The organism is Burkholderia sp. RS01 (assembly GCF_039748055.1).
Taxonomy (GTDB): Bacteria; Actinomycetota; Actinomycetes; order Actinomycetales; family Micrococcaceae; genus Arthrobacter.
On the sequence record NZ_JBDLAK010000018.1, the window covers coordinates 17,592 to 43,406 of the forward strand.

A 25,815-nucleotide genomic window follows, 5' to 3' on the forward strand; every position below is an offset into this window, starting at 1 on the left:
GCTCAGGCGTCCAGGCAGGCCGGACCGAGCAGCACTTTGAGGTCTCCGAAGAGTGACGGGTTGGGGTTGACCCGCAGGTGCACGGGCAGGCCCATGACCTCCACGCGGGTGTCGCCCTGCAGGTGGACCCGAACCTCCGAGTTTCCGCGGTGGTTGCGCAGCACATCCCCGAGTTCGGTGACCACGGCCTCCGTGGCCTTGTGCGTGGGCATCGTGATCACGATGGGCCCGTTGGTGCCCTCGCTGAGGTCCGGCACGGACAGTTCCATGCAGTTCAAGGCGATGGCGCCGTCGTCGCGGCGCTGCAGCCGGCCCTTGACCACCACGATCAGGTCCTCGGCGAGGACCGACGCGATGGGGCCGTAGACCTGGCCGAAGAACATCACTTCCATGGATCCGCCCAGGTCCTCGACCTCGGCCCGGGCGTAGGCGTTGCCGCTGGCCTTGGCGATCCTTCGGCTGAGCGAGGTGATCATGCCCGCAATGGTGACGATCGCGCCGTCGTGCGGGCCGTCCTCGGCGATGATCGACGTGATGGACTGGTCGGCGTGCTGGCTCAGGAGCCCTTCCAGCCCCTGCAGCGGGTGGTCCGAGACGTAAAGCCCGAGCATGTCGCGTTCGAACGAGAGCTTGTCCTTCTTCTCCCACTCGGGGAGGTCGGGGATCTCGATGCTCAGGGACGCCTCGGATTCGGCTTCGTCGAAACCGGCAAAGAGGTCGAACTGCCCGATCGCCTCGTTGCGCTTGAGCGTGATGACGGAGTCGATCGCCTCTTCGTGGATCATGGCGAGGGCCCGCCTGTGATGATTCAGGGAGTCGAAGGCGCCCGCCTTGATGAGGGACTCGATGGTGCGCTTGTTGCACACCACCGCGGGAACTTTCATGAGGTAGTCCTTGAAGGAGGTGTAGGCGCCTTCTTTTTCGCGCGCCGCCACCATGGCTTCGACGGCGTTCACGCCGACGTTGCGGATGGCGCCCATGCCGAAGCGGATGTCGTTGCCGACCGGAGTGAAGTTCAGCGCTGACTCGTTGACGTCGGGCGGCAGCACCGTGATGCCCATCCGCCGGCATTCGTTGAGGTAGATCGCCGACTTGTCCTTGTCGTCGCCCACCGAGGTCAGCAGGGCAGCCATGTACTCCGGCGCGTAGTGCGCCTTCAGGTAGGCGGTCCAGTAGGAGATCACGCCGTAGGCGGCCGAGTGCGCCTTGTTGAAGGCGTAGTCGGAGAACGGCAGCAGAATGTCCCAGAGGGTCTTGACCGCGGCCATGGAATAGCCGTTGTCCTGCATGCCCTGCGAGAAGCCGGCGAACTGCTTGTCCAGCTCGGATTTCTTCTTCTTGCCCATGGCGCGGCGCAGGATGTCGGCCTGGCCGAGGCTGTAGCCGGCGAGCTTCTGCGCCACGGCCATGACCTGCTCCTGGTACACGATCAGCCCGTAGGTGCCGCCGAGGATTTCGGCGAGCGGTTCCTCCAGCTCCGGGTGGATCGGGATGACTTCCTGGATCTTGTTCTTGCGCAGCGCGTAGTCGGTGTGCGCGTTGGCGCCCATCGGTCCGGGCCTGTAGAGCGCCAGCACGGCGGAGATGTCTTCGAAGTTGTCCGGCTTCATCAGCTTGAGCAGCGACCGCATGGGTCCGCCGTCGAGCTGGAACACACCCAGGGTGTCACCCCTGGCCAGCAGCTCGTAGGACGCGGCGTCGTCCAACTCAAGGGTTTCAAGGTCGAGGTCGACGCCGCGGTTCATCTTGATGTTTTCCAGGGCATCCGAAATGATCGTCAGGTTTCGCAGCCCGAGGAAGTCCATCTTGATCAGGCCGAGGCCTTCGGACGTCGGATAGTCGAACTGGGTGATGACCTGGCCGTCCTGGAAGCGGCGCATGATCGGAATCACGTCGATGATGGGGTCCGAGGACATGATGACGCCGGCGGCGTGTACGCCCCATTGCCGCTTCAGGCCCTCGATGCCCAGTGCCGTCTCGAAAACCTTAGCGGCCTCGGGGTCAGTGCTGATCAGCTGGCGGAAGTCGCCGGCTTCGCTGTAGCGCTTGGCATCCTTGTTCTGGATGTCGGCCAGCGGAATGTCCTTGGCCATGACGGCCGGCGGGAGCGCCTTGGTCAGCTGCTCGCCCATGCTGAACGGGTAGCCCAGAACGCGCGACGAGTCCTTGAGGGCCTGCTTGGTCTTGATGGTGCCGTAGGTGACGATCATCGCGACACGTTCGTCGCCGTATTTGCGCGTGACGTAGTCGATCACTTCGGAGCGGCGCCGGTCATCGAAGTCGACGTCGAAGTCAGGCATGGAGACGCGGTCCGGGTTGAGGAACCGCTCGAAGATCAGGCCGTGGTGCAGCGGATCAAGGTCGGTGATGCGCATGGCATAGGCCACCATGGAGCCTGCACCCGAGCCACGGCCGGGACCGACCCGGATGCCGTTGTTCTTGGCCCAGTTGATGAAGTCGGCCACCACCAGGAAGTAGCCCGGGAAGCCCATGGAGGTGATGACCTCCAGCTCATAGTCGGCCTGCTTGCGCACCTTGTCCGGGATGCCCTGCGGATACCGGTACTGGAGTCCCCTGTCGACTTCCTTGACCAGCCAGGACGTTTCGTCCTCCCCCTCCGGGCAGGGGAACCGCGGCATGTAGTTGGCCCCGGTGTTGAACGAGACTTCACAGCGCTCGGCGATCAGCAGCGTGTTGTCGCACGCGTCCGGGTGGTCGCGGAACAGTTCACGCATCTCCTGCGGCGACTTCAGGTAGTAGCCGCTGCCGGAGAAGGCAAAGCGCGAACCGCCGTTGTCGTAGGTCGGCTCCAGGAGCGTGGAACCCGACTGGATGGCCAACAGGGCCTCATGCGCCTTCGCGTCGTGCTCGTGCGTGTAGTGCAGGTCGTTCGTGGCAACGAGCGGCAGGTTCAGGTCCTTCGCCAGGCGCAGCAGATCGCCCGTGACACGCCGTTCGATGTCCAGGCCGTGGTCCATGAGCTCGCAGAAGTAATTCTCCGCGCCGAAGATGTCGCGGAACTCTGCGGCAGCCTCAAGCGCCTCCCGGTACTGGCCGAGGCGCAGCCGGGTCTGGACCTCACCGGACGGGCAGCCGGTGGTCGCAATGAGCCCTTCCGAGTACGTGTTCAGCAGCTCACGGTCCAGCCGGGGCCATTTGCCGAAGACCGAGTCCAGGGAGGCGATCGACGAGGCACGGAACAGGTTCCGCATGCCAACGTTGTTGTAGCTCAGCAGGGTCATGTGGGTGTAGGAACCGCCGCCGGAGACGTCATCCTTGCGCTGGCTTTCCTCGCCCCAGCGGACCCGGCTCTTGTCACCGCGGGCGGTCCCGGGAGTCACATAGGCTTCGACGCCGATGATCGGCCTGATGCCCTTGTCCGTGGCCCTCTTCCAGAAGTCGAAGGCGCCGAAGAGATAGCCGTGGTCGGTGGTGGCCAGGGCGGGCATGCCCAGCCGCTCGGTTTCGTCGAAGAGCTCTCCGAGCCGGGCGGCGCCGTCCAGCATCGAATACTCGGTGTGGTTGTGGAGATGGACAAACGAGTCATTGCTGGAAGTCACCGGACCATTCTAGTGCCGCCGGGCGACATTCACGGCGCCCGCGCCGCCGGCCCGGAACCGGGCAGGTCCAGCCCCAGGACAGGGCATGCTCCAGGGCATGACACGTCAGGCCGCCGCCCCGCGCTTCAGGCCTTGCCGGACTCCAGGACTTCCAGCGCGTAGGACAGGTCTTCGGGGTAGTCGCTGATGACGGTCACCCGGTCCCCGGTCCGCGGGTGGTCGAAGCCGAGTTGGCGGGCGTGCAGCCACTGGCGGGTGAGGCCGAGCGTGGCGGCGAGCCGGGGATCGGCCCCGTAGGTCAGGTCGCCGGCGCACGGATGCCGGAGCGCGGCGAAGTGGACCCTGATCTGGTGGGTGCGTCCCGTCTCCAGGTGCACCTCCACGAGGGTCGCCTTCCCGAATGCCTCAAGGACCTCGTAGTGCGTGACAGACGGGCGGCCGTCCTCGATGACGGCGAAACGCCAGTCGTGGCCCGGGTGCCGCCCGATGGGTGCGTCGATGGTACCCTGCAGCGGGTCCGGGAGGCCTTGGACGACGGCGTGATAGACCTTCTCCACGGTGCGTTCCTTGAACGCGCGTTTGAGGGCCGTATACGCCTGTTCCGATTTGGCCACCACCATGACACCGGATGTTCCGACGTCGAGCCGGTGGACGATGCCCGCCCGTTCCGGAGACCCGGACGTGGAGATGCGGTAGCCGGCGCCGGCGAGTCCGCCGACAACTGTCGGCCCCACCCAGCCGGGAGACGGATGGGCCGCGACTCCTACCGGTTTGTCGACAACCACGAAGTCGTCGTCGTCCAGCAGGATCTTCAGGCCTTCCACTACTTCCTCCACTACTTCAAGGGGGTCCCGCCGCTCCGGGACGGTCACGTGCAGCACGGCGCCGGACGTGAGCTTGGCGGACTTCCCCACGCGCTTGCCGCCGCTGAGAACGTTCCCTTCGGCGATCAGCGTGGCTGCGAGCGACCGCGACATGCCCATCAGCTTGGCCAGGCCCGCGTCCACGCGGCTGCCGTCAAGCTCGTCGGGCACGACGACGCGCTCAGACATCCGTGGCTCCTTCGCGTTTGGCGACGGCGTGGTGCGAGCCGTCCAGGGCGATGCCCCGCAAGGTCAGGAGGCAGATGATGACCACGGAGGAGACGACGGCCGAGTCCGCAATGTTGAAGATCGCGAAGTTGGGCAGCTGGATGAAGTCGACGACGTGGCCCATGGCGAAGGACGGCTCCCGGAAGAGGCGGTCCGTCAGGTTGCCCAGCGCGCCGCCGAGCAGCAGGCCCAGGGCCAGCGCCCACCAGGCCGAACCGAGCTTGCGGAGCTGGAACAGGATGGCGACGGCGACGGCGACCATGATGATGGTGAACACCCAGGTCACGTTCTCGCCGATGGAAAATGCGGCTCCGGAGTTCCGGATGAAGTACCAGTGCAGCACGGGCGGGAGCACGGGAATCCGTTCGCCCTCGACCATGTTGCCGGTGACCCAGAGCTTGGTCAGCTGATCGAAAACGTACGCGAACGCCGCGAAGCCTGCGAACAGGGACAGCAGCAGGGCGCGCCGCGGCCGCGGTGAGGAGGAGGCTGGGTGCGCTGCGTCAGCGGCAAGTTCGTCAGTCATGGTGCTTTCATTCGGGAACCGTTGTTAATCACAAAAGCCGGTGGCCGAGGAATCCTCAGCCACCGGCTTTCAGAATACGTGCTAAACGGCAGCGCTGCTTTCGCCGACCTCGGGGGCAGCGACAGAACCGCGGGCGTCCAGGTCGCGCAGCTGGCCTTCGATGTAGGCCTTCAGGCGTGAGCGGTAGTCGCGCTCGAAGCCGCGCAGCTGCTCCACCTTGCGCTCCAGGACAGACCGCTGCTGCTCCAGTGCGCCGAGGATCTTGCGGGACTTCTCCTGGGCGTCGTTGACGAGGCTGCTTGCCTCGATCTGCGCTTCGGCGATGATTTTGTCGCGCTGCTCCTGGCCGTCCGCAACGTGGCGGTCGTGCATCTGCTGCGCCATGGCCAGCAGGCCGGCAGCTGACTCGGAGGCGTTCGGGTTCGTGGTGGCGGGAACCTGGGCCGGGGCAGCCTGCTCGGCTCCCTTCTTCTTGGCCAGTTCAGCAGCCTTGGCCTCAGCTTCGGCCTTGGCGCGCGATTCGTCCTTGTCGGACTTGACGGGCGCCGGGACCTTTTCGACCACCGGTGCGACCGCTGCGGAGGCCGCGGGCGATCCGGAACTGACTTCGGCGAGCTTCTTGCGAAGTTCGTCGTTCTCCTGGTTCAGGCGCCGCAGTTCGACGACGATTTCGTCCAGGAAGTCATCAACTTCGTCCTGGTCGTAGCCTTCGCGGAACTTGGTCGGCTGAAAGCGCTTGTTGACAACGTCTTCTGGCGTCAAAGCCATCTGGTCACCTCGTTGGTCTAGTTAGTCAGTAGGCCTTCCGGCCGTCAAAACTACGGTACCTAAATATGGTCTGGTTACTCTAATTCAACACTGTGATGTCAAACCGGAGATTCTCCGCGCCGCGGCCGATTCTCGAACGGCCGTTACGCTGCAAGCTGATATGAAACTACGCAAATGCCTTGGTAAAGGTCATGGCCAGGCTCAGGGCGATGAACAGCCCCAGGAAGCCAAGGTCGAGCGAGACGCCCCCGAGCCGCAGCGGCGGAATGAGCCGCCGAAGGACCTTCAGCGGCGGGTCCGTGACGGAGTACACCGCGTGGGCCGCCACCAGGGCAACGCCGCGGGGACGCCATTCGCGGGCGAACATCTGGACCCAGTCAAAGACCAGTCGGACAATCAAGGCCACGAAAATGAACAGCAGCACGATATAGACGAGCCCGAATACTATTCCCATGAGCTAACCAATATCTCCATGATTCATTCCGGATACCGAAGTGTCCTGTGGATCTTGCCTGTTGTGCTTCCACTATTTCAGCACGGATGCCAGGCAGGTGTCCCTGCCTGGCATCCGGAGAGCCTTCTTAGCTTTGGTTGAAGAAGCTGGCGGTGGTCTCGCTGGCCTTCTTGTCGTCGCCGATGACCTCGATGTACGACGGCGACAGCAGGAAGACCTTGTTGGTCACGCGCTCAATGCTTCCGCGCAGGCCAAAGACGAGGCCCGCGGAGAAGTCCACGAGGCGCTTGGCATCGGACTCACCCATGTCGGTGACGTTCATGATGACAGGAATGCCGTCCCGGAAGCTTTCACCGATGAGCTTGGCGTCGTTATAGGACCGCGGGTGGATCGTGGTGATCTGCCGCAGGCCGGTGGTCTCTTCGCGGCTCGAAGCCGCACGCTTTATGGGTGTCACGGGTGCGCGGTATTCCTCTTCGGCAGCTGGTGGCACTTCACGGACGACCTCGCGGACCGGCGCCGGGGCGCGGCGCTCCTCACGGTCATGCTCCATTGAGTGGTCCTCGTCTTTTTGCTGGGTGGAAAGCTCAGACTCGTAGTGTTCGTCGCCATCGGCGAGCCCAAGATAGATCATTGTCTTGCGCAGAGCGCCGGCCATGGTCGACTCCTAATCGTGTCCGTAAGCGGGCCGCCCAAAGTCCTGACAGCATTGAAAGTGCCCGCCATTCACTTCCAATACTCAGACGCTACCGCACGGCCGGGCGCGAACCGAGAATATCCGAACCAATTCTGAGGTGTGTCGCACCGAACCGCACGGCCGCTTCAAGATCCTGGCTCATTCCGGCGGAAATCCCCGTCGCCGCGGGGTAGTCACCCCTCAACCGGACCGCAATGGCAGCGAGTTTCTCAAACGCCCGGTCCGGATCGGCGCCCAGGGGCGCAACCGCCATGACGCCGGCAAGCCGAAGGCCGCCCGCTTCTTCCAGCTGTTCTGCCAGCAGCGGAACGTCAGCCGGGGCCGCGCCGCCCCGGTGGGCACCGGCGTCGTCGTCGAGGCTCACCTGGATGAAGCAATCGAGGCTGTCCCGCCCGGACCTTTCCTGTTCGGCGGCCATCGCCTTTTCCAATGCCGTCACGAGCTGCGGCCGGTCCACGGAGTGGACGGCGTGGGCGTACCGGACCACGGTCTTGGCTTTCTTGCTCTGGACCTGGCCGACGAAGTGCCACTTAAGGTCCAGTTCCAGGAGCAGGGCCGCCTTCTCCGATGCCTCTTGGTCGCGGTTCTCGCCGAAGTCTGTCACGCCAAGACCTGCCAGCCGGCGCACGTCCTCGGCGGGGTGGAACTTGCTGACGACGATCAGCCGTGGAGGATCATCGTTGCGGTCCGCTGCCGCCGTCGCCTCGGCGATCCGCTGCCTGACGGCCTCCAGGCGTTGCCGCAGCTGGTCCGCCCGCGGATCTTCCCGCACCGGGTCCGCCTCAGTCATGGGTCCAGACCAGCCCGGCGAACCGCCCTGATTGGGTATCCCTGCGGTAGCTGAACAGGGAGTCGTTTTCGAGGGTGCACGGGCCCCGGAATTCGACGGGCACGCCCGCTGATTCGAGCTGGCTCGCAGCGCCTGCGGGCAGGTCGAGTGCCGGCGTCCCCCAGGATGTGGTGGACCAGGCGGAAGGAACGGCGGCGGCAACCTCCGCGCGCAGTTCCGCCGGCACCTCGTAGCACCGTCCGCAGACGGACGGCCCGAGCCAGGCGCGGATGCCCGTGGCCCCAGCGGCGCGCATCTGCTCGACCGCGGCCGGGATGACACCGGCGGAAACCCCGGGGCGTCCGGCGTGGACGACGCCAAGCACGTGGCCGGCGGGGCCATCGCCCACCAGAACCAGGGGAATGCAGTCAGCCACCATCACTGCCAGCGGGAGGCTGACGGACACCATGGCGTCCGCCGTTGGCGCCTCACAGCCGGTTTCAACGACGGAAACATGGTTTCCATGCACCTGGTTCATGTACTGGAACCGGCGGGGCGCGATGCCCGCGGCATGCTCCAGCTCCTCCCGGCGGCGAATGACCGACGGCGCGTCGTCGCCTACGTGCAATGCGAGGTTGCCCGCCCCGGTGTCCGTGAACGCCACAGACACGCCCGGCAGGACTTCAGCACGCCACAAAAACAATCAGAACACCGACAATCAGGAGAGCAACAGGCGGAGGACGGGTGGACGGCAAAGCCGGCCGGCGGCCTCCTACTTCAGGAAGTCCGGGACATCCAGGTCGTCCGAGCGGTTGCCGGACAGGTCATGTTCAACAACCGACGGAAGGTCGACGTCGAATCCCGAGTCCGCGGGAACCGCCGACGGGCGGTGCTGGCCCCAGTTGCTGAGGCCGGCGGCGCCGACCCCGGCGTGCGCGGGCTGGACATGGACCTGCTGGCTGTGCGACGGCGGCTGGCTCGCCGGTGCGGCGGCCGGCACTGCCGGGCGCTGCGGGGCCGACTGCGGCTGCGACTGGTCCATGGACGGCGAGGTGGCCTTGACGTCGTCGAATCCGGCAGCGATCACGGTGACGCGCGCTTCATCGCCCAGGGCGTCGTCAATGACGGCACCGAAGATGATGTTGGCCTCGGGGTGGGCGACTTCCTGAACCAGGCGGGCTGCCTCGTTGATCTCGAACAGGCCGAGGTCGGAACCGCCCTGGATGGACAGCAGGACGCCGTGGGCGCCGTCAATGGAGGCTTCCAGCAGCGGCGAGGCGATGGCAAGCTCGGCGGCCTTGACCGCGCGGTCTTCGCCCCGCGCCGAACCGATGCCCATGAGTGCGGATCCCGCACCCTGCATGACCGACTTCACGTCGGCAAAGTCAAGGTTGATCAGGCCCGGCGTGGTGATGAGATCCGTGATGCCCTGGACACCGGACAGCAGGACCTGGTCAGCGGAGCGGAACGCATCAAGGACAGAGACGTTGCGGTCGCTAATGGACAGCAGGCGGTCGTTGGGGATCACGATCAGGGTGTCGACCTCGTCGCGGAGGGCATCGATGCCTGCCTCTGCGGAGCCGGCACGACGGCGGCCCTCGAAGGTGAACGGGCGGGTGACAACACCGATGGTGAGCGCGCCGAGGGAGCGAGCAATGCGGGCAACCACGGGGGCGCCGCCTGTGCCGGTGCCGCCGCCCTCGCCCGCCGTCACGAAGACCATGTCCGCGCCGCGGATGACCTCTTCGATCTCGTCAGCGTGGTCTTCTGCCGCCTGCTTGCCCACTTCGGGGTTCGCGCCTGCGCCAAGGCCCCGGGTCAGCTCGCGTCCGACGTCAAGCTTGACGTCGGCGTCGCTCATCAGCAGGGCCTGCGCATCGGTGTTGATGGCGATGAATTCGACACCGCGGAGACCCACCTCGATCATGCGGTTGACTGCGTTCACGCCACCGCCGCCGATGCCGACGACCTTGATGACGGCCAAGTAATTCTGCGGAGCTGCCACGTTACGTGTCCCTTGTTCGTGTCCTATTGCGAAAACTGATGGAGTCGAGCTTGAAGTTCCGAACCTTAACCTTCGAGTTGAAGGTTATAGTTATGTCAAGTAACTCATGTCTGTGACGCTATTTCCTATGCCTCGTACATTCAATAACCGCCGCCGCGTGTCGGACTAATCACCGCGAAATAGAGCGGTTCAGCGCGTCACCGGATGCCGCGGCACGCTGACGTCATAGGTGTTGACGGGATTTGCCGGATCGGCGGGAACCTTCAGGAGGGCCTCCAGCACGCGTGCCTTCAGCTCCTTCTCCCCCGCATTGCCCCAAATGATCGTCTGGCCGTCCACCAGCTTCAGTTCCACGGCGTCGACGGACTTGGCGGAAGCGTTGGAGAGCTTGGCAAGGACATTGGCGGGAAGAGCGCCCAGGACTGCTGCGGTCGCCTGGAACAGATCCTTGCCGATGGTGCCGGCCCCGCCGTCGATGACGGGCAGCTTCACCGATCCCGGATCGGCCGTCGCGCCGAGCCGTACGCCGTCCACATCCACCAGCAGGTACTCCTGGCCGCGTTTGACCAGAGCCACCGGCACGCGCTCATGCACCTGGACCACCAGGACGGACGGCGGGTGCGCCTGGGTGGTCACCGATTTGATCTGGACGAGCGGCTTCAGCAGCGCGTTGACGTCCTCATCGCTCACCTGCGGCAGCGGCGTACCCAGGAGCGGCTTGAGTGCCGCCTGGACCTGGGCCGGCTTGAGCAGCTTCGTGCCGCTGACCGTCACCGTCTGGACGGCGAGCACCGGGGAGTAGACCGCGGCCAGCAGCAGGCCCGCAACGAGGGCGGCAATGATGCACGACGCCACGATGACATTGCGCCTGACGCGTTTGCCCTTGGGCTCGGGGAAAGCGAGAACGTTGTCCGGTTCGGCTTGGCTGCCTGACAGCTGCTGCCCTTGCTTCCCCGGCCCCTGCTCTTTCGCCGCCTGCCCGGAACCCTGTCCGGATGCCTGTCCGGCCGGCTGCTTTGCCGGCTGCTTCCCCCGCTGGCTGTCCTGCGGTGCGGCCGGCGACGCGGGTGCGCTCTTGGAAGCCGAGATCACGCCCGGCTGCGTTGCTTCGCGCGGTTCCGACGCTTTGTCCCGGCTCCCCGGCCGCACAGGCTTGTACGTGGGACGGCGGCTGCTAGCCAAGGAGGGACTCCACGATGAGGGGCCCGTAGGCGGTCACGTCTCCGGCCCCCGCCGTGAGGATGATGTCCCCCGGCTGGGCGGCGGAGGTGACGGCCTCCACGGCGGCGGCGCCGGCCGCGACGAGGCGCCCGCCGGGGCCCAGGTGCTGGGCGATGAGTCCGCTGCTGACACCCGGGATGGGATCTTCCCTGGCGGGGTAGATGTCCAGCACCAGGGCGGTGTCGGCTGCGTTGAGGGCGTCGGCGAATTCCGAGGCGAATTCCCTTGTGCGGGAGAAAAGGTGCGGCTGGAAAAGCACGTGGACCTTGTGGGCGCCGGCAACAGAGCGGGCAGCCGCAAGTGCCGCGCGGACCTCCGTGGGGTGGTGGGCGTAGTCGTCGTACACGCGCACTCCCCTGCCTTCTCCCTTGAACTCAAACCGCCGGGAGGCACCGGCGAAACCTGCCAGGGCCGCGGCGGCTGAGCCTGCCTCGACGCCCAGTTCAAGGGCCACGGCCATCGCCGCCGCGGCGTTGAGCGCGTTGTGCCGCCCCGGCACCTGCAGGGTCAGGGGAAACTGTCCTGCCGCCGTCGAGACCGCTACGTTGCCGGGGCCGGCGTCGTCCAGCCTGAGGTCGGCGGCAGCAGAGGTGCCGTAAAGAACAACGCGGGTGTTTCCGCGTTCCCGCGTGCGGCGGGCCAGCGCAAGCGCTCCGGCGTCGTCCGCGCAGGCCACCAGCACGCCGTCCGCGGGCAGGAGCGCCGTGAAGCGGTCGAACGATTCGTACACTGCCTCGGCCGTGCCGTAGTGGTCCAGGTGGTCCGGTTCAACGTTTGTGACGACGGCGATCTGCGGGCGGTAGTTCAGGAACGACCCGTCGGATTCGTCGGCCTCCGCCACGAACACCTTGGAGCTGCCGTTGGCGGCATTGACGCCGAGCGCCGGGACGTTGGCTCCGATGGCGAAGGAGGGGTCCAGGCCCGCGCCCTGCAGCAGCACGGTGATCATGGACGTGGTGGTGGACTTCCCGTGTGTGCCCGCCACGGTGACCACGAGGTCGTCGGCCATGGTGGCCGCCAGCGCCTCGGAACGGTGCAGGACCGGAAGCCCGGCTGCCCTCGCTGCGGCCAGTTCGGGGTTGTCAGCTCGAATGGCCGAACCTGCCACGACGGTCTGGGTGTCGCCGAGGTTTGCCGCCGCATACCCGACCGAAATCTTCGCCCCGGCTGCGGCGAGGTCTGCCATCACGGGCAGGTCCTTGGCGTCGGATCCGCTCACCGGGACGCCGCGGGCCACCATGATCCTGGCGACGGCGGACATGCCCACCCCGCCGATCCCGATGAAATGCACGCGGCCAAGCGCGTCCTGCCGGAGTGGGGCGTTGCCTGTCATTTGGATACCGCTTCCAGTACAAGATCGGCCATGAGCCGATCGGCATCCCTCATGCCGAGGTTTTCCGAGTTCGCCGCCATGGAGCCGAGCCTGGCCCGGTCAGTAAGCAGCGGTATGAGCTGGGTCCGGACCCAGTCGGGGGTGAAGTCCCGGTCCGCGACGATCAGGGCGCCGCCGGCCTTCACGAGTCCGTCCGCATTCAGTGCCTGCTCGCCGTTGCCGATGGGCAGCGGCACGAACACCGCAGGAACGCCGACGGCGGCCACCTCGCTGACCGTGGCCGCTCCGGCCCGGGCGAGCAGCAGGTCCGCGGCGGCGTAGACCGTCTCCATGCCGTCGACGTATTCGCGCTGCCGGTAGCCGTCGGCCTGCAGCGGGTTGCCGGCGCTGTCCTCGACCGACTTCCCGCGGCCGGTGATGTGGAGGGTCTGTATTCCGGCGTCCGCCAGGGCCTGGAGGGAGGCGGCGACGGTGCGGTTGATGCTCTGCGCTCCTGAGGAGCCGCCGGTGACGATCAGCACCGGCTTGTCCGGCTGCAGGCCCAGGGCACCGAGGGCGTTGGCGCGTGCGGTGGCCCGGACCAGGGCTGAGACTTCACGGCGCATCGGCATGCCGACATGCCTGGCGTTCTTCAGCCGCGTGCCGGCGAAGGCCACGGCCACGTGGCTGCTCAGCCGGGCACCCACCCTGTTGGCCAGGCCGGGCCGGGTGTTGGCCTCGTGAATCACGATCGGAATCCTGCGCCGCCACGCGGCCAGGTACATCGGCGTGCAGACGTAGCCCCCGACCCCCACGAGGACATCCGCCCTGGCGTCGTCGAGGATGCGGCCGGCCTGCTTTACGGCTCCGGCCAGCCGGCCGGGCAGGCGCAGCAGTTCCACGGAGGGCCTGCGCGGGAACGGGACGCGGTCAATCGTGGCGAGCTCGAGGCCTGCGGCCGGCACCAGCCGGGTCTCCATGCCAGCGGAGGTTCCCACCGCCAGCAGCCGGGCGTCGGGGCGCGCATCGCGGATGGCGGCGGCGATGGCCAGTAGCGGATTGATATGGCCCGCCGTTCCGCCGCCGGCGAGGACCACGGACAATGACTCGGTTTTCATCAGGTGCTGTTTACGCTTTCGTACGGGGTTTCTTGCGTCCGGGCATCCGGAGCGGGCCCAGCATTTTCCGGGGCCTCATGCTGGGCGCCATCTGGACCCGGGCCAGTGACAACACTACGCCGATTGCGCAGAGCGACATGAGCAGGGCCGAGCCGCCGTAGGAAATGAACGGCAGCGGAACACCGATCACCGGGACGAGCCCCGTGACCACCGCCATGTTGACCGTGGCCTGGCCCAGCAGCCACACCATGATGGTGCCCGCGAGGACCCGGTGGAACAGGTCCTCCTGCGCCACCACCACGCGGTAGATCGCGGCGCCCAGGATGGCGAAGAGAATCAGTACGACGACGGTCCCCACCAGCCCGAGTTCCTCGCCGATGATGGCGAAGATGAAGTCGTTGTGCGCTTCCGGGATCCAGCTGTACTTCTGGCGGCTCTGCCCCAGCCCGACGCCGAACCAGCCGCCGGAGGCCAGGCCGTACAAGCCGTTGGTCGACTGGTAATTGGCGTCGGTGCCGTCGCCGCAGGACTGCCCCGTCCACCACGAGGTAATGCGGCACATTCGGTTCGAGCTGGTCATGGCCATGACGGCGGTGGCCGCGATGCCGGCGATCGCGGCGAAGCCGAACAGGTAAAGGCGCACGCCGGCGAAAAACAGGGCGGCGGCCATGATCATCATGATGATCATGCCGGTGCCGAGGTCGTTGCCGGCAAGAACCAGTCCGATGATGCCCAGTGCGAGCGGGACCACCGGTATGACGGCATGCTGCCAGCGCTGGAGGAGCCGGCCTTTTTTGGCCAGCACTGTAGCCATCCACAGCGCCAGGGCAAGCTTGGCCGCCTCGGACGGCTGCAGTGTGAAGAACGGGCCGACCTCGATCCAGTTCTTGTTGCCGTTTACGGTGGTGCCGATGAGCAGGACCAGCCCGAGCAGGCCGTACGCGAGCATGATACCGGGCCACGCGAGGCGCTTCAGCCAGACCACGTTGATCCGGGACAGCATGAACATCAGGAAGATGCCGATCCCCGCGAACAGTCCCTGCTTGAGGGCCGCCGTGTAGGGGGACTCCCCTGCGGCGATGGCCTCCACGCTGGACGCCGAGAGCACCATCATGATGCCGATGGCCGTCAGGGCGAGGGTGGTGCCAAGGATGAGGTAGTACGTGGAGCCGTTGCGCGACTTTCCGGTTCCCTCGAGCGCGGACCAGAACGAACGGTACCAGCGCAGCAGCCTGGCAACGGCCGGAGGCTTCTGCCCCGGGCCTTTGCCGGCAGTCGTCACGGCGGTCCCACGAGCCGTGCCTGCGGTTCGCGTCTTGGCGGCCGCGGGACGTGTGGGCGTGCTGACCATTCTTACTCCTTGCCGGTCTGGGCCTGCCCTTCCACGAGCTCGCGGACTGCTTCGATGAAGGCGTCGCCACGGTGAGCATAGGAAGAGAACTGATCCATGGAAGCAGCCGCCGGGGCCATGAGCACAGTGTCACCCGAGGTGGCCAGCTGCGCCGCCGAAGCGACGGCCCGTGCCATCACGTCCTCACCGGTCTCTGGCGAAGCCGGGGCGGCGTCAGGTCCGGTTCCGGCAGGCTGCACCATTTCAGTGTGGCCCGTGGCCGGCCGTATGACGGGGACATCGGGAGCGTGTCGCTGCAGGGAGTCTTCCAGTGACGCCGTGTCGGTGCCGATGAGCACCACTCCCTTGAGCCGCCCAGCGTTCTCACGGACGAGTTCGTCGTAGTTGACGCCTTTGGACAGGCCGCCGGCGATCCAGACCACCGGGTCGAAGGCGGAGAGCGATGCAGCCGCCGCGTGCGGATTCGTGGCTTTTGAGTCGTTGATCCAGAGCACGCCGTCCTGCCTGGCCACGGGCTGGATGCGGTGATTTCCCGGAATGTAGGCCTGCAGTCCCTGCCTGACGTGCTCGGGCTTGAGGCCGTAGGCCCGCACCAGCCCGGCGGCCGCCAGGGCGTTGGCCACCATGTGGCGCGGAGCCACCGGTCCGAGATCCGACATCGACGCCAGCTCGGCGGCGCTGTCCTTGCGCTCGGCGATGAACGCCCGGTCCACCAGCAGGCCTTCGACGACGCCCAGCATGCTGATGGCCGGGGTGAGCGTGGTGAAGCCGACTGCGCGGCAGCCTTCCACAACGTCGGCGTCCTCCACCATGCGCTCGGTTTCGATCTGCTCGGCGTTGTAGATGCAGGCTTTCTGGGTATGTTCGTAGATCTTTGCCTTGTCGGCGAGGTACGAGGTGTAGGAGCCGTGCCAGTCCACGTGGTCCTCGGCCACGTTGAGGCAGACGCTCGCCACGGCGGACACGGATTCGCACCAGTGCAGCTGGAAGCTGGAAAGCTCCACTGCCAGGACGTCGTATTCGACCGGATCCCGAAGGGCGTCGAGGATGGGCGTTCCGACGTTTCCGACGGCCAGTGCCTTGAGCCCGGCTGCGCGCAGCATCGATTCGGTCAGGCCGACGGTCGTCGTCTTGCCATTCGTGCCCGTGATGGTCAGCCAGTCCGCCGTCTTGCGGCCCTCGCGGACCCGCACGCGCCAGGCGAGTTCGACGTCGCCCCACACCGGGATGTGCGCACGCTTGGCGGCCGCCAGCAGAGCCTGGTCCGGCCGCCAGCCGGGCGACGTCACGATGAGGTCCGGCTTCACGCCGTCGATCTTCGGAACGGATCCGACCGCGCTTTCGCCCAGCAGCGCGTCCACGGCTCCGACGATTTTGAGCGTGTCCGCTTTGGCGGTGGCAATGTCGGTCGCGGAGGCGTCCACCACCACCACACGGGCTCCGAGCTCGATCAGCGTGTCCGCAGCTGCGAAGCCTGAGACGCCGATTCCGGTGACCACCACGCGGAGTCCGGCCCAGTCCGAGTCCCAGCTGACGAGGTCCTTGAGCCTGTCGGCGGCGGCGTGGCCGGCGCCCGGTGCGTTGCTGCTCACAGCAGGACCACCCATTCTGCGTAGAAGATGCCCAGGCCCGCGGCCACAAACAGTCCGGCCAGTATCCAGAACCGGACCACCACGGTGACCTCCGCCCAGCCCTTGAGTTCGAAGTGGTGCTGCAACGGGGCCATTTTGAAGAATCTCTTGCCCTTGGTGACCTTGAAATAGCCCACCTGGATGATGACGGAGAGCGTGATGAGGACGAACAGGCCACCGATGAAGGCGAGCAGCAGTTCGGTGCGCGACAGGATGGCGAACCCGGCGATGGCCCCGCCAATGGCCAGGGATCCGGTGTCGCCCATGAAGATCTTGGCGGGCGACGTGTTCCACCAGAGGAAGCCGACGAGGGCCGCGCTCATAATGGCGGCAAGCAGCGCGAGGTCCAGCGGGTCCCGCACGGAATAACAGCCGCTCCCGGCCTGGCGGGGCGAACCACACGCCTGGTTGCTCTGCCAGATGCCCATCAGCGTGTAGGCGCCGAAGACCATCACGGCGGCGCCCGCGGCCAGTCCGTCCAGTCCGTCGGTGAGGTTGACGCCGTTTGTCGCGGCGGTGACGATCAGGTTGGACCACAGCACAAAGAGGATCGCGCCGAGCACCGAGCCGCCGAAGGCGAGGTCAAGCCACGGGATGTCGCGGACCAGGGAAATCTTGGTGGACGCCGGCGAGAGTCCGTCCGGGTCCGGGAAGTACAGGGCCAGCACGGCGAAGATGACGCCCACGGCGGCCTGGAGGATCAGCTTGGCCTTGGCGTCCAGGCCGAGGCTGCGCTGGCGCGAGATCTTGATGAAGTCGTCGAGGAAGCCGACCAGGCCCATGCCCACCATGAGGAACAGGAGAAGCAGGGCGGACACCGACGGGCCGGCCGATCCGGGGTTCAGGAGCCACATGATGAGGTGTGTCAGTCCGTAGCTGGCCAGGACCGCCCCCACAACGACGGCGCCGCCCATGGTGGGGGTGCCGCGCTTTGTGTGGTGTGACGTGGGGCCGTCATCGCGGATGAACTGGCCGTAGCCCTTGCGGACCAGCAGCCGGATGAACAGCGGAGTTCCTACCAATGCCATCAGCAGGGCCAGGCCAGCGCCGATAAGTAGTGCAATCACAGCAGCTCGCTCCCTTCGTTGGCAGTTGCGGGGTTTTGTGGGGGTAATGCTATCCGATCGCCCAAATGGCGAAGTCCGACGCTGTTCGAGGATTTGAAGAGCACCAGGTCACCGGGTTCGAGCTGTTCCTGGAGCAGGTCATACGCTTCGTCCGCGTTCTCGGCAAAGACGCATTCGTCACCCCAGGACCCTTCCTGGACGGCTGATACGTAGAGCGAACGAGCCTCGCGCCCCACTACCACCAGGCGTGAGATGTTGAGCCGGACCACCTGGGTGCCCACGGCGGTGTGCTCGCGGATGGAGTCCTCGCCAAGTTCGAGCATCGCTCCGAGCACGGCCCAGGTCCGGCGTCCCCGGCCAAGGTCGGCCAGGGTCCGGAGTGCCGCCCGCATGGATTCCGGGTTGGCGTTGTATGCGTCGTTGATGACGGTGACGCCGTCGGGCCGCTCGGTCCGTTCCATGCGCCACCGGCTGGCGGCTGACTGCGAGCTGAGTGACGCGCCGATGCGTGCGGCCGGGATGCCGGCAGCGTGGGCGGCGGCTGCCGCGGCGAGCAGGTTTGAGACGTGGTGCTCTCCGATGAGCCGGCTGCTCACCCGGACAGCCTCCTCCCCCGGCAGTTCAAGGTCGAACTCGGGGTGGCCGGACGCGTTCGTGTCCAGGTGTTCTGCACGGACGGTCGGTCCTTGGGCGGCGGCGTTCCGGGCAGAGAAGCCCAGAACTGTGGCAGACGTGCGCACCGCCATGGCCGCAACCCGCGGATCGTCCAGGTTCAACACGGCGGTGCCGGCGGGGTCCAGGGCTTCCACGAGTTCGCCCTTGGCTGCCGCAATATTCTCAACGCCGCCGAATTCGCCGGCATGTGCCGTTCCCACGCCGAGCACGACGCCGATCTCGGGGGCGACCATGTTCGCCAGGTACCGGATATGCCCGATGCCCGTGGCGCCCATTTCAATGACAAGGAAGCGGGTCTCGAAGCCTGCCTGGAACACGGTGAGGGGAACGCCCACTTCACCGTTGTACGACCCGTGCGGCGACACCGTCTTGGCTTCCGTGGAAAGGATCCCGGCCAGCAGGTCCTTCGTGGTGGTTTTGCCCGCGGAACCGGTGATGCCGATGACCGTGAACTGTTCGCCGGATGCCTCGCGGCGCGCCCGGATCCGCCGGACCTGCTCCGCTGCCAGGGCGCCCATGGCCAGTACGGCGTCGTCGACGATCACCGACGGATACGTCTGCCCGGCGCCGTCGGCGATTTCGCGTTCGGCAAGGGCCAGCACGGCGCCCTTGTCGAACGCCGCGCCCACGAACGCGTGCCCGTCGGCGTGCTCGCCCGGCTTGGCCACGTACAGCGACCCGCCGATGGCCTCGCGCGAGTCGGTCACCACGGATCCCGGAGTGACGTCGGGGTCGGCAAGCAGCCGGCCGTTGGTGATTTCGGCGATTTCCGCCGCAGTTAGTGCAATCATGTCGGTCTAGGACTCTATCCGGTCGTCGCCAAGAACGGTGAATCCTCGTGCCGTCAAGGCGTTCCGGAGTTCCACCCTGTCGTCGAGGGCAAGGTTGACTCCCTTGACCTCCTGCCACACTTCGTGTCCGCGCCCGGCTATGAGGATGGTGTCCTCCGGCGCCGCCAGTTCCACGGCCTCGCGGATTGCGGCGTCGCGGGGGAAGACCTCCATAATGCGGCAATCGAGCTGCTCTGCCTCTTTGGCGTCCGTGGCTCCCACCAGGACGTCCGCGCGGATCGCCGCGGCGTCCTCATCGTGGGGATCGTCGTCGCTGATGATCACGACGTCGGCAAGCCGGGCAGCGATGGCTCCCATGGCCGGCCGCTTCCCCTGGTCGCGCTGTCCGGTGGCGCCGAAGACCACTATGACCTTGGCGGCCGGGTCCGGGGACCTGACGGCCTCGAGGGCACGCGCCAAGGCATCGGGGTTGTGCGCAAAGTCCACCACGGCTGCGGGCTTTGCGGAGACGAGCTGCATCCTGCCCGGCACGGCTACGGTGAAGGGGTCGCTGGCGTCCAGCGCGGCCTGGACTTCTGCCGCGTCCGCACCGCCTGCCAGCACCATGGCAAGGGCCAGCGCGGCGTTGGAGACATTGAACGCGCCGGGCAGCCCGGTGTGGACGCGCAGCTCCGTCCCGGTCCTGCCGCGGAGGGTGAATTCCGTGCCAAGGCCCCTGGGCCGCGGATCGGCCACTGTCCAGTCGGCGTCTGTCCAGTCGGTGTCGGGCGCCTCCACGGTGCCTGCCTGCCGGCCGCCCGGCTGAAGGGTGGTGGCGAGGGTGGTGACCGGGAGCTTCGCCTCGGCGGCGAGGCGGCGGCCCCATTCGTCGTCGACCGTCACGACGGCAGCCCGGGCGCGCTCCGGCGTGAAGAGCTCAGCCTTGGTCCGGAAGTAGTCGTCCATGGTGCCGTGCAGGTCCAGGTGGTCCTGGGTCAGGTTGGTGAATCCGACGACGTCGAAGACGACGGCGTCCACGCGGCGGAAGGACACGGCGTGCGAGGACACTTCCATGGACGCTGCGTCCAGGCCCCGTTCCCGCATGAGGGCGAGCAGCGCGTGGACGTCGGTGGACTCAGGCGTGGTGAGGAGGCTGGGAATCGGTTTCCCCCCAGCCACAATCTCTATGGTGCCGATCAGCCCGGTCTTCTTGCCCAGTGCCTGCAGCAGGGCGTTGAGAAAGTATGTCGTGGTCGTCTTGCCATTGGTGCCGGTGACGCCGAAGAGCGCGGGGGAAGCGCTGTCGGCAGCCTGGCTCCGGTAGATCAGCGCGGAAAGCCGCCCCACCACGGCGCGTGGCTTGTCCACCACGAGCACGGGCACGGAGATATCCGGCGACAACGCCAGGAGCCGGGCGCCGGCGTCGTCAGTCAGGACGGCAACCGCGCCGGCCTCGATCGCCGGAGTGGCGAAGTCGGCGCCGTGGCGGGCCGCACCCGGCAATGCGACGTACAGGTCTCCCGGCTCCACAGCGCGCGAATTGAGCGAGATGCCGGTAACGGGGACTGACGCCGAGGCTCCGGCCACTGTGACGCCGACCGACCGTCCGATGGCACCCAGCTCGACTGCGGCGACGGCCGTGGGCCGGAATCCGCTGACGGACTCCTCTCCGTCCGGGGCATCGGCAGTGCCGGGGGCATTGTGCTCTGACAAGTGGATCTCCGTTGGTACTAGTGGACCAACGGACACGACAGAACGGTTTGTTCAGGTGCGCCGCGGTCTTTGTTTAGCGGGCGTGCTACTTGGTTTAGCGGGCGTGCTACTTGGCGTACTGCGGCAGTCTGACCGGTTCGCCGGTGGACGGCGGAACGTTGTACGTCCGCAGTACCTGGCTCATGACCGAGCGGAACACAGGCCCGTTGGTGATTCCGTAAATGGACCCCTTGGGCCGCTGCAGGACCACCTCAACAATAAACCGCGGATCGTCCATGGGCGCCATTCCCAGGATAGAAGCGGTGTAGCCGCAGAACCCGGCTGTTCCGTCGTCGCATGGCGATTCGGATGTTCCCGTCTTGGCACCGACCCGGTAACCGTCGAGGGCCGCTTCCTTGATTTCGCCCTCGGTCACGGCGCTTTCAAGCATGTCCCGGACCTGTTTGGCTGTGTTTTTGGAGACGATCTGGCGGGACGGTTTGGCCGCTACTTTCTCTTCGCTGCCGTCCGGACTGATGTAGCTGTCGATAAGCCGGGGCTGCAGCATGACGCCGTCGTTGGCAATTGTCTGGTACGCACGCACGGTCTGCAACGTCGACTGGGATACGCCCTGGCCAAACAGGACAGTGTACTGCTGCCGGTCATCCCACTGCGCCGCCGGAGTCAGGATGCCTTTGGCTTCAGCGGGAAGTCCGATGTCCGGCGCCTCCCCGATGCCGAACTTCTGCAGCCAGTCATGCCGCTGGTCCCTGGTCAGGCGGCTGCCCGCCATCACGGTTCCGGTGTTCATGGAGTAGCCGATGATGCCAGCGAGGGTCCGTTTCTCTGTTCCGTGGGAAAACGCGTCATCGAATTGCTGTCCGTCAATCACCAGGGACGGCGGGATCGTGAAGGTGTCCAGCGGGCTGGACTTGCCTTCCTGGATCAGCGCGGCGGTTGTGAGTGGCTTCTCCACGGATCCGGGCTCGTACGCTGCGGTCACGGACCGCACGCCGCGGTCCTTGGCCGCCACCTTGCCGGGATCGTTGGGATCGGGGGCGTTGGTATCGGCCATGGCAATGATGTTCCCGGTCTTCACGTCGGAGACGATGATGACGCCCCATTCGGCGCTGAGCTTGTCCGCCTGGCTCTGGATCGCCTGCTGCGCGAAGTACTGGATATCGGAGTTCAGGGTGAGTTTGACGTCCTTGCCGTCCTGCGCCGGTGTCAGCTGGTCCACTCCCACGGGGATGCGGAGGCCGTCGGCGCCGATCTCAAACAGGCGCTTGCCGGGGGTGCCCCTCAGGATTTCGTCCTGGGTCTGTTCCAGTCCGGCCTGGCCCGTGGTGCCGTTCTCCAGGAAGCCCACGATGCCGCCGGCCACCGAACCGTTGGGGTAGACGCGCTTGCTGGTTCCCTCGGAGAAAATGCCGGGGATCTGCAAGTTGGAGACGCGGTCCTCGACGTCCGGCTTGAGGTCCTTGGCCACGACGTAGTAGGTGCGTTCGCCCGTGACGGCCTTCCGGACGTCCTGGGCGTCCATTCCCAGGACATCGGCGAGCTCGGAAATCCCCTGGTCCCGGGATACCGTCACCAGCTCTTCCTTGCCGTTCACCGTCTCAAGCCGTTTGAAGGATTCCGTCTTGGTGTTGACGGACTGGTCAACAGTGATGTTGTAGCGGATGACACTGTTGGCCAGTACCGTTCCGTTTGCATCGACAATGCTGCCGCGCTCGGCGGGGAGGACGGTGGGACGCAGCCGGTTATCAAGGGCAGCTTCAGCCATGCCGCCGACGTCGAGGCCCTGGACCAGGAAGAGTTTTCCGCCGACCACGAGGAGCAGCGCCAGCATGATGCTCAGGCCGAGACGGAGCCTCTTGGTGGCGTTCGGGACTTTCTGCCTGCCTGCCTTGCCGGTGCCTTGCGCCACGATCATCCCTTACTGCTTGCCTTGCCGGCTGGTCGCCGCGCCCGTACCAGTTACTGCCCCGGTGCTTTTTGTTCCGGCGCCGGAATGGTGCCTCCGTTGAGGACCGCCGCTGGCTTCTTTGCGGCCGCCGGGGCCGCCGCCACCGGAGCCGCAGCCTTGTCGCTGCCCGCGGGCCGCCTGCTTTCCAGCGGATCCTTGGTGCTTGCCGGCGGGACAACGTTCAACTGGCCCGGGACTGCCGGGGCGGCGATCACGGCACCTGCGGAGTCGCCCTTGACCGCCGGCTTGGCCTTTCCGCTGACAGTCAGTGTGGACAGATCAATCTGGCCTTTGCCGGTGGAAGCAACCATTCCCAATTCTGAGGCCTTGGCCGCGAGATTCTGGGGAGCCTCGAAGTTTTGGACCTGCTGTGTCAGATCCTGGTTCTGCTTCGTGAGCGCCGTCTGCTCGCTGCGGAGCTTCACGAGCTGGTACTGGGCCGTGGACACGGAGATGTTGAGCACCAGGACCGCCATGAGCGCCACTGCGAGCATCCCAAAGCAGAGAACCACGAAGGGGGCACGGCGCTTCTTGGGCATCGAGCGGACCAGCGAGAGCGGGGTCCGCGCCTTGCGCGCGCTTTCCTCCTGAACGCCGGGGCCGGAGGTGAGGGTGAGGTTCTTGACAGCTGCGGTGCTCATGCGGCTCTCCTGGCTCTGATGCGTTCCACGGCGCGCAGCCGGGCTGAAGCTGCGCGCGAATTCTCCGCGATCTCGACGGCGGTAGGCACCTCGGTGCCTTTGGTCAGGGTCTTGAGTTCGGCTTTGTGCTCTTCGAGCTCCACCGGGAATCCGAGCGGAGCTGACGACTTGGAACGCGCCTGGAAGACGCTTTTAACGATCTTGTCCTCCAGGGAGTGGTAGGACATGACGACGATCCGGCCGCCCAGGGCGATGGCTTCAACCGCCGCCGGGACCGCGCGCTCGAGGACCTCGAGTTCTTCGTTGACCTCGATCCGGAGCGCCTGGAACGTCCGCTTCGCCGGGTGGCCTCCGGATTTGGCGGCCCCCGCCGGAACAACTGCCCGGATTTGTTCCACCAGCTCGCCGGTGGTGGCGAAGGGCTTCACGGCCCGGGCCGCGACAATCCGGTTGGCGATGCGGCCGGCGAACTTCTCCTCGCCCCACTTGCGGATGATCCTGACCAGGTCTTCTTCGCTGTAGTTGTTGACGACGTCCGCCGCCGTCTGCCCGCGGCTGGTGTCCATCCGCATGTCCAGGGGCGCGTCGAATGAGTAGGCGAAGCCCCGCTCACGCTCATCGAGCTGAAGGGAGGAGACGCCGAGGTCCATCAGGATGCCGTGGACCTCCGGAACGCCGAGGTCCTCGAGGACGTCGGCGATTTCGTCGTAGACGGCATGGACAAGGTCGGTGCGGGCGGCGAAGGGCTTGAGCCGCTCACCGGCGAGGGCCAGCGCTTCTTCGTCCCTGTCGATGCCGATCAGGTGGAGGTCCGGGAAGCGCTGGAGCATAGCTTCGGCATGTCCGCCCATTCCCAGCGTGGCGTCGATGGCCACCGGGGTCTCGCCCCTCTGGCGTGCTGCTTCGAATCCCGGCGCCAACAGATTAATGCACCGGTCCTTCAGGACCGGCACATGGCGTTCGGACTTAGGTTTGGCCTGGTCGTGTTCGTTCATACCTTCGTCCTTCCTTGAGCGCCTCGTGTGGTTTCTTGAGCCAGATCCCCATCCGCGCCTATCCTCATGGCTGCCTGGCTCCGGGGAAGTGAGCCAGGAAGTCGTGTGGATGGGCGGCTGGAGATCTCGTCCAAGAAACAGGTTGCGATATTTCGTGCCGGCATCCTAGAGAATGCCGGCAATGGGGTTGTCGGTTTCGGAGAAGGAGGTTTCCTTCTCCGCCAGGTACACAGTCCAGGCCTGGGCGTCCCAGATCTCAGCGCGGGTGCCGGCACCGATCACCGCCAACTCCCTGCCAAGCCCTGCGTACTCCCGGAGCGCGGGAGGAATAGTCACGCGCCCCTGCTTGTCAGGCACCTCGTCCGAGGCTCCAGAGAGAAAGACCCGGATGTAGTCACGAGCTTGCTTGTTGGAGATGGGAGCCTCCCGGATCTGCTCGTGAACCCTCGCGAATTCCTGCTCGCTGAAGACGTAGATGCAGCGCTCCTGACCTCGCGTGAGAACAAGTCCGCCGGCAAGCTCCTCACGGAACTTGGCGGGAAGAATGATCCGCCCCTTTTCGTCCAGACGCGGCGAGTGTGTCCCCAGGAACACGTCCCCACCGCCCGTCTGCCGTCAGAAGCCGAACAACCCCCGCGCTGCCACTACCCTCTTACGCGCTCCACTTTACTCCACTTCTCCCCACAGTCAACGCAACACGGACGTTTCTCTGAGGCTTGGACAAACTTATTCCGCTAAATATCAAGGGTTTTTCGCGGGGGTGGGAAGTGGAGGGAAAATTGCCGGCCCGCACGGAAGCGTCAGCCACGACCGGAGCCTTTCATTTCCACAGCCATGGGCCCGGAAACGGACGGATTCGGGTGCCGGGCACTGCGGCAGTCCAGGGCCGGAATTCCGGGGTTAAAAACAAAAGACCCGCCGGGAGCGGGTCTTTGTTCGGGCCTGGTCGTGAACCGGTGGCGCTAAGTGGAGGCGGCGCAGAAATCGAGGTGGTGCGAAGTGGAGGTGGTGGGAAGTGGAGCGCGGATAAGCTCAGGGCTCCCCGCGGCGCCTTTCGTCCCAGCGCTCTTCGAGGCTGTTCATGAAGGAACTCTTGCCCTTGGACTTCTTGCCCCGTCCGGAGGTCTTTGCCTTGCCCGCCGCAGCGCTGCGCATCGTGGCAAAGTAGACCCCGGCTCCCATGACGACAAATCCGAGGACACCAACGAAGATGTTCTGCAGGGAAACGCCCACGAGGAGGAGCAACACTCCCGCCAGCGTGGCCAGCACACCGATCACAATGTGCCTGGTAGACCATGTGCGGCCCGGATCCGAGCCCATGGAATTGGCAAACTTGGGATCGTCCTCATGCAGTTGCCTCTCGAGTTGCTCGAGCAGCTTCTGTTCGTGCTCCGAGAGCGGCATCACGACCTCCTTAAGTAGGCCAACGTCCGGACTGATCGGGACCAGTTCTTTCTGCCACGTCAACGACCGGCATGCTGTACAGGTTCCCGGCCTCCCGAC

Annotated in this window: 22 protein-coding genes; all 22 read right to left on the reverse strand. The window is 66.0% G+C overall.

Annotated features, from left to right (window positions below; genetic code table 11):
* Positions 1-2: 2 nt before the first annotated feature.
* The 22 genes from dnaE to ABFP37_RS16370 all read right to left on the reverse strand — a co-directional run bounded on the left by dnaE (position 3) and on the right by ABFP37_RS16370 (position 25,716).
* Entirely contained in the window at positions 3-3,560 is a 3,558-nt protein-coding gene (gene dnaE / locus ABFP37_RS16265; RefSeq protein ID WP_078028956.1) for a DNA polymerase III subunit alpha, read from the reverse strand.
* A 125-nt stretch (positions 3,561-3,685) separates the two neighbouring features.
* A complete protein-coding gene (locus ABFP37_RS16270; protein WP_347034184.1) occupies positions 3,686-4,612 on the reverse strand; it encodes an RluA family pseudouridine synthase in 927 nt (308 codons plus the stop codon).
* Positions 4,605-5,177: a signal peptidase II gene (gene lspA, locus ABFP37_RS16275; RefSeq protein WP_078028958.1), complete on the reverse strand. Its 573-nt coding sequence runs from the start codon at positions 5,175-5,177 to the stop codon at positions 4,605-4,607. The genes ABFP37_RS16270 and lspA overlap by 8 nt, the downstream gene beginning before the upstream one ends.
* Positions 5,178-5,258: 81 nt before the next feature.
* A complete protein-coding gene (locus ABFP37_RS16280) occupies positions 5,259-5,945 on the reverse strand; it encodes a DivIVA domain-containing protein (protein WP_078028959.1) in 687 nt (228 codons plus the stop codon).
* 166 nt (positions 5,946-6,111) lie between these two features.
* Positions 6,112-6,399, reverse strand: coding sequence for a YggT family protein (locus ABFP37_RS16285; RefSeq protein ID WP_347034185.1), 288 nt, complete (start codon positions 6,397-6,399; stop codon positions 6,112-6,114).
* Between the two features lie 127 nt (positions 6,400-6,526).
* Positions 6,527-7,057, reverse strand: coding sequence for a cell division protein SepF (gene sepF, locus ABFP37_RS16290; RefSeq protein ID WP_078028960.1), 531 nt, complete (start codon positions 7,055-7,057; stop codon positions 6,527-6,529).
* A gap of 88 nt (positions 7,058-7,145) precedes the next feature.
* A complete protein-coding gene (locus ABFP37_RS16295; protein ID WP_078028961.1) occupies positions 7,146-7,886 on the reverse strand; it encodes a YggS family pyridoxal phosphate-dependent enzyme in 741 nt (246 codons plus the stop codon).
* Entirely contained in the window at positions 7,879-8,568 is a 690-nt protein-coding gene (locus ABFP37_RS16300) for a polyphenol oxidase family protein (RefSeq protein WP_078028962.1), read from the reverse strand. The genes ABFP37_RS16295 and ABFP37_RS16300 overlap by 8 nt, the downstream gene beginning before the upstream one ends.
* 69 nt (positions 8,569-8,637) lie before the next feature.
* Complete coding sequence (gene ftsZ / locus ABFP37_RS16305; RefSeq protein ID WP_078028963.1) at positions 8,638-9,870, reverse strand: cell division protein FtsZ; 1,233 nt, start codon at positions 9,868-9,870, stop codon at positions 8,638-8,640.
* 189 nt (positions 9,871-10,059) lie between these two features.
* Entirely contained in the window at positions 10,060-11,052 is a 993-nt protein-coding gene (locus tag ABFP37_RS16310) for an FtsQ-type POTRA domain-containing protein (RefSeq protein ID WP_347034186.1), read from the reverse strand.
* Positions 11,045-12,424 (reverse strand): UDP-N-acetylmuramate--L-alanine ligase, encoded by a 1,380-nt coding sequence (murC, locus tag ABFP37_RS16315; protein ID WP_078028965.1) that lies wholly within the window; start codon positions 12,422-12,424, stop codon positions 11,045-11,047. Before murC ends, ABFP37_RS16310 begins: the two co-directional genes overlap by 8 nt.
* Positions 12,421-13,521 (reverse strand): undecaprenyldiphospho-muramoylpentapeptide beta-N-acetylglucosaminyltransferase, encoded by a 1,101-nt coding sequence (murG, locus tag ABFP37_RS16320; RefSeq protein ID WP_347034187.1) that lies wholly within the window; start codon positions 13,519-13,521, stop codon positions 12,421-12,423. Before murG ends, murC begins: the two co-directional genes overlap by 4 nt.
* Before the next feature lie 10 nt (positions 13,522-13,531).
* Positions 13,532-14,872, reverse strand: a complete 1,341-nt coding sequence (gene ftsW, locus ABFP37_RS16325; protein ID WP_078028966.1) for a putative lipid II flippase FtsW — start codon at positions 14,870-14,872, stop codon at positions 13,532-13,534.
* A 2-nt stretch (positions 14,873-14,874) separates the two neighbouring features.
* Positions 14,875-16,464: a UDP-N-acetylmuramoyl-L-alanine--D-glutamate ligase gene (gene murD / locus ABFP37_RS16330; protein ID WP_347034188.1), complete on the reverse strand. Its 1,590-nt coding sequence runs from the start codon at positions 16,462-16,464 to the stop codon at positions 14,875-14,877.
* Positions 16,461-17,570, reverse strand: coding sequence for a phospho-N-acetylmuramoyl-pentapeptide-transferase (gene mraY, locus ABFP37_RS16335; RefSeq protein ID WP_078028968.1), 1,110 nt, complete (start codon positions 17,568-17,570; stop codon positions 16,461-16,463). Before mraY ends, murD begins: the two co-directional genes overlap by 4 nt.
* Positions 17,567-19,036 carry a UDP-N-acetylmuramoyl-tripeptide--D-alanyl-D-alanine ligase gene (gene murF / locus ABFP37_RS16340; RefSeq protein ID WP_078028969.1) on the reverse strand — a complete coding sequence of 490 codons (1,470 nt, stop codon included), beginning with the start codon at positions 19,034-19,036 and terminating at the stop codon, positions 17,567-17,569. The genes mraY and murF overlap by 4 nt, the downstream gene beginning before the upstream one ends.
* A 6-nt stretch (positions 19,037-19,042) precedes the next feature.
* Positions 19,043-20,728, reverse strand: a complete 1,686-nt coding sequence (locus tag ABFP37_RS16345; RefSeq protein ID WP_078028970.1) for a UDP-N-acetylmuramoyl-L-alanyl-D-glutamate--2,6-diaminopimelate ligase — start codon at positions 20,726-20,728, stop codon at positions 19,043-19,045.
* Positions 20,729-20,834: 106 nt separating this feature from the next.
* Positions 20,835-22,643: a penicillin-binding protein 2 gene (locus ABFP37_RS16350; RefSeq protein WP_347034189.1), complete on the reverse strand. Its 1,809-nt coding sequence runs from the start codon at positions 22,641-22,643 to the stop codon at positions 20,835-20,837.
* Positions 22,644-22,687: 44 nt separating this feature from the next.
* Positions 22,688-23,317, reverse strand: a complete 630-nt coding sequence (locus tag ABFP37_RS16355) for a hypothetical protein (protein ID WP_347034190.1) — start codon at positions 23,315-23,317, stop codon at positions 22,688-22,690.
* Entirely contained in the window at positions 23,314-24,312 is a 999-nt protein-coding gene (gene rsmH, locus ABFP37_RS16360; protein ID WP_347034191.1) for a 16S rRNA (cytosine(1402)-N(4))-methyltransferase RsmH, read from the reverse strand. Before rsmH ends, ABFP37_RS16355 begins: the two co-directional genes overlap by 4 nt.
* Before the next feature lie 165 nt (positions 24,313-24,477).
* Positions 24,478-24,906 (reverse strand): division/cell wall cluster transcriptional repressor MraZ, encoded by a 429-nt coding sequence (gene mraZ, locus ABFP37_RS16365; RefSeq protein WP_347034192.1) that lies wholly within the window; start codon positions 24,904-24,906, stop codon positions 24,478-24,480.
* A 438-nt stretch (positions 24,907-25,344) separates the two neighbouring features.
* The gene (locus ABFP37_RS16370) at positions 25,345-25,716 is read right to left on the reverse strand and encodes a DUF3040 domain-containing protein (protein ID WP_078028974.1); all 372 of its coding nucleotides are present in this window, start codon (positions 25,714-25,716) and stop codon (positions 25,345-25,347) included.
* Positions 25,717-25,815: the final 99 nt, after the last annotated feature.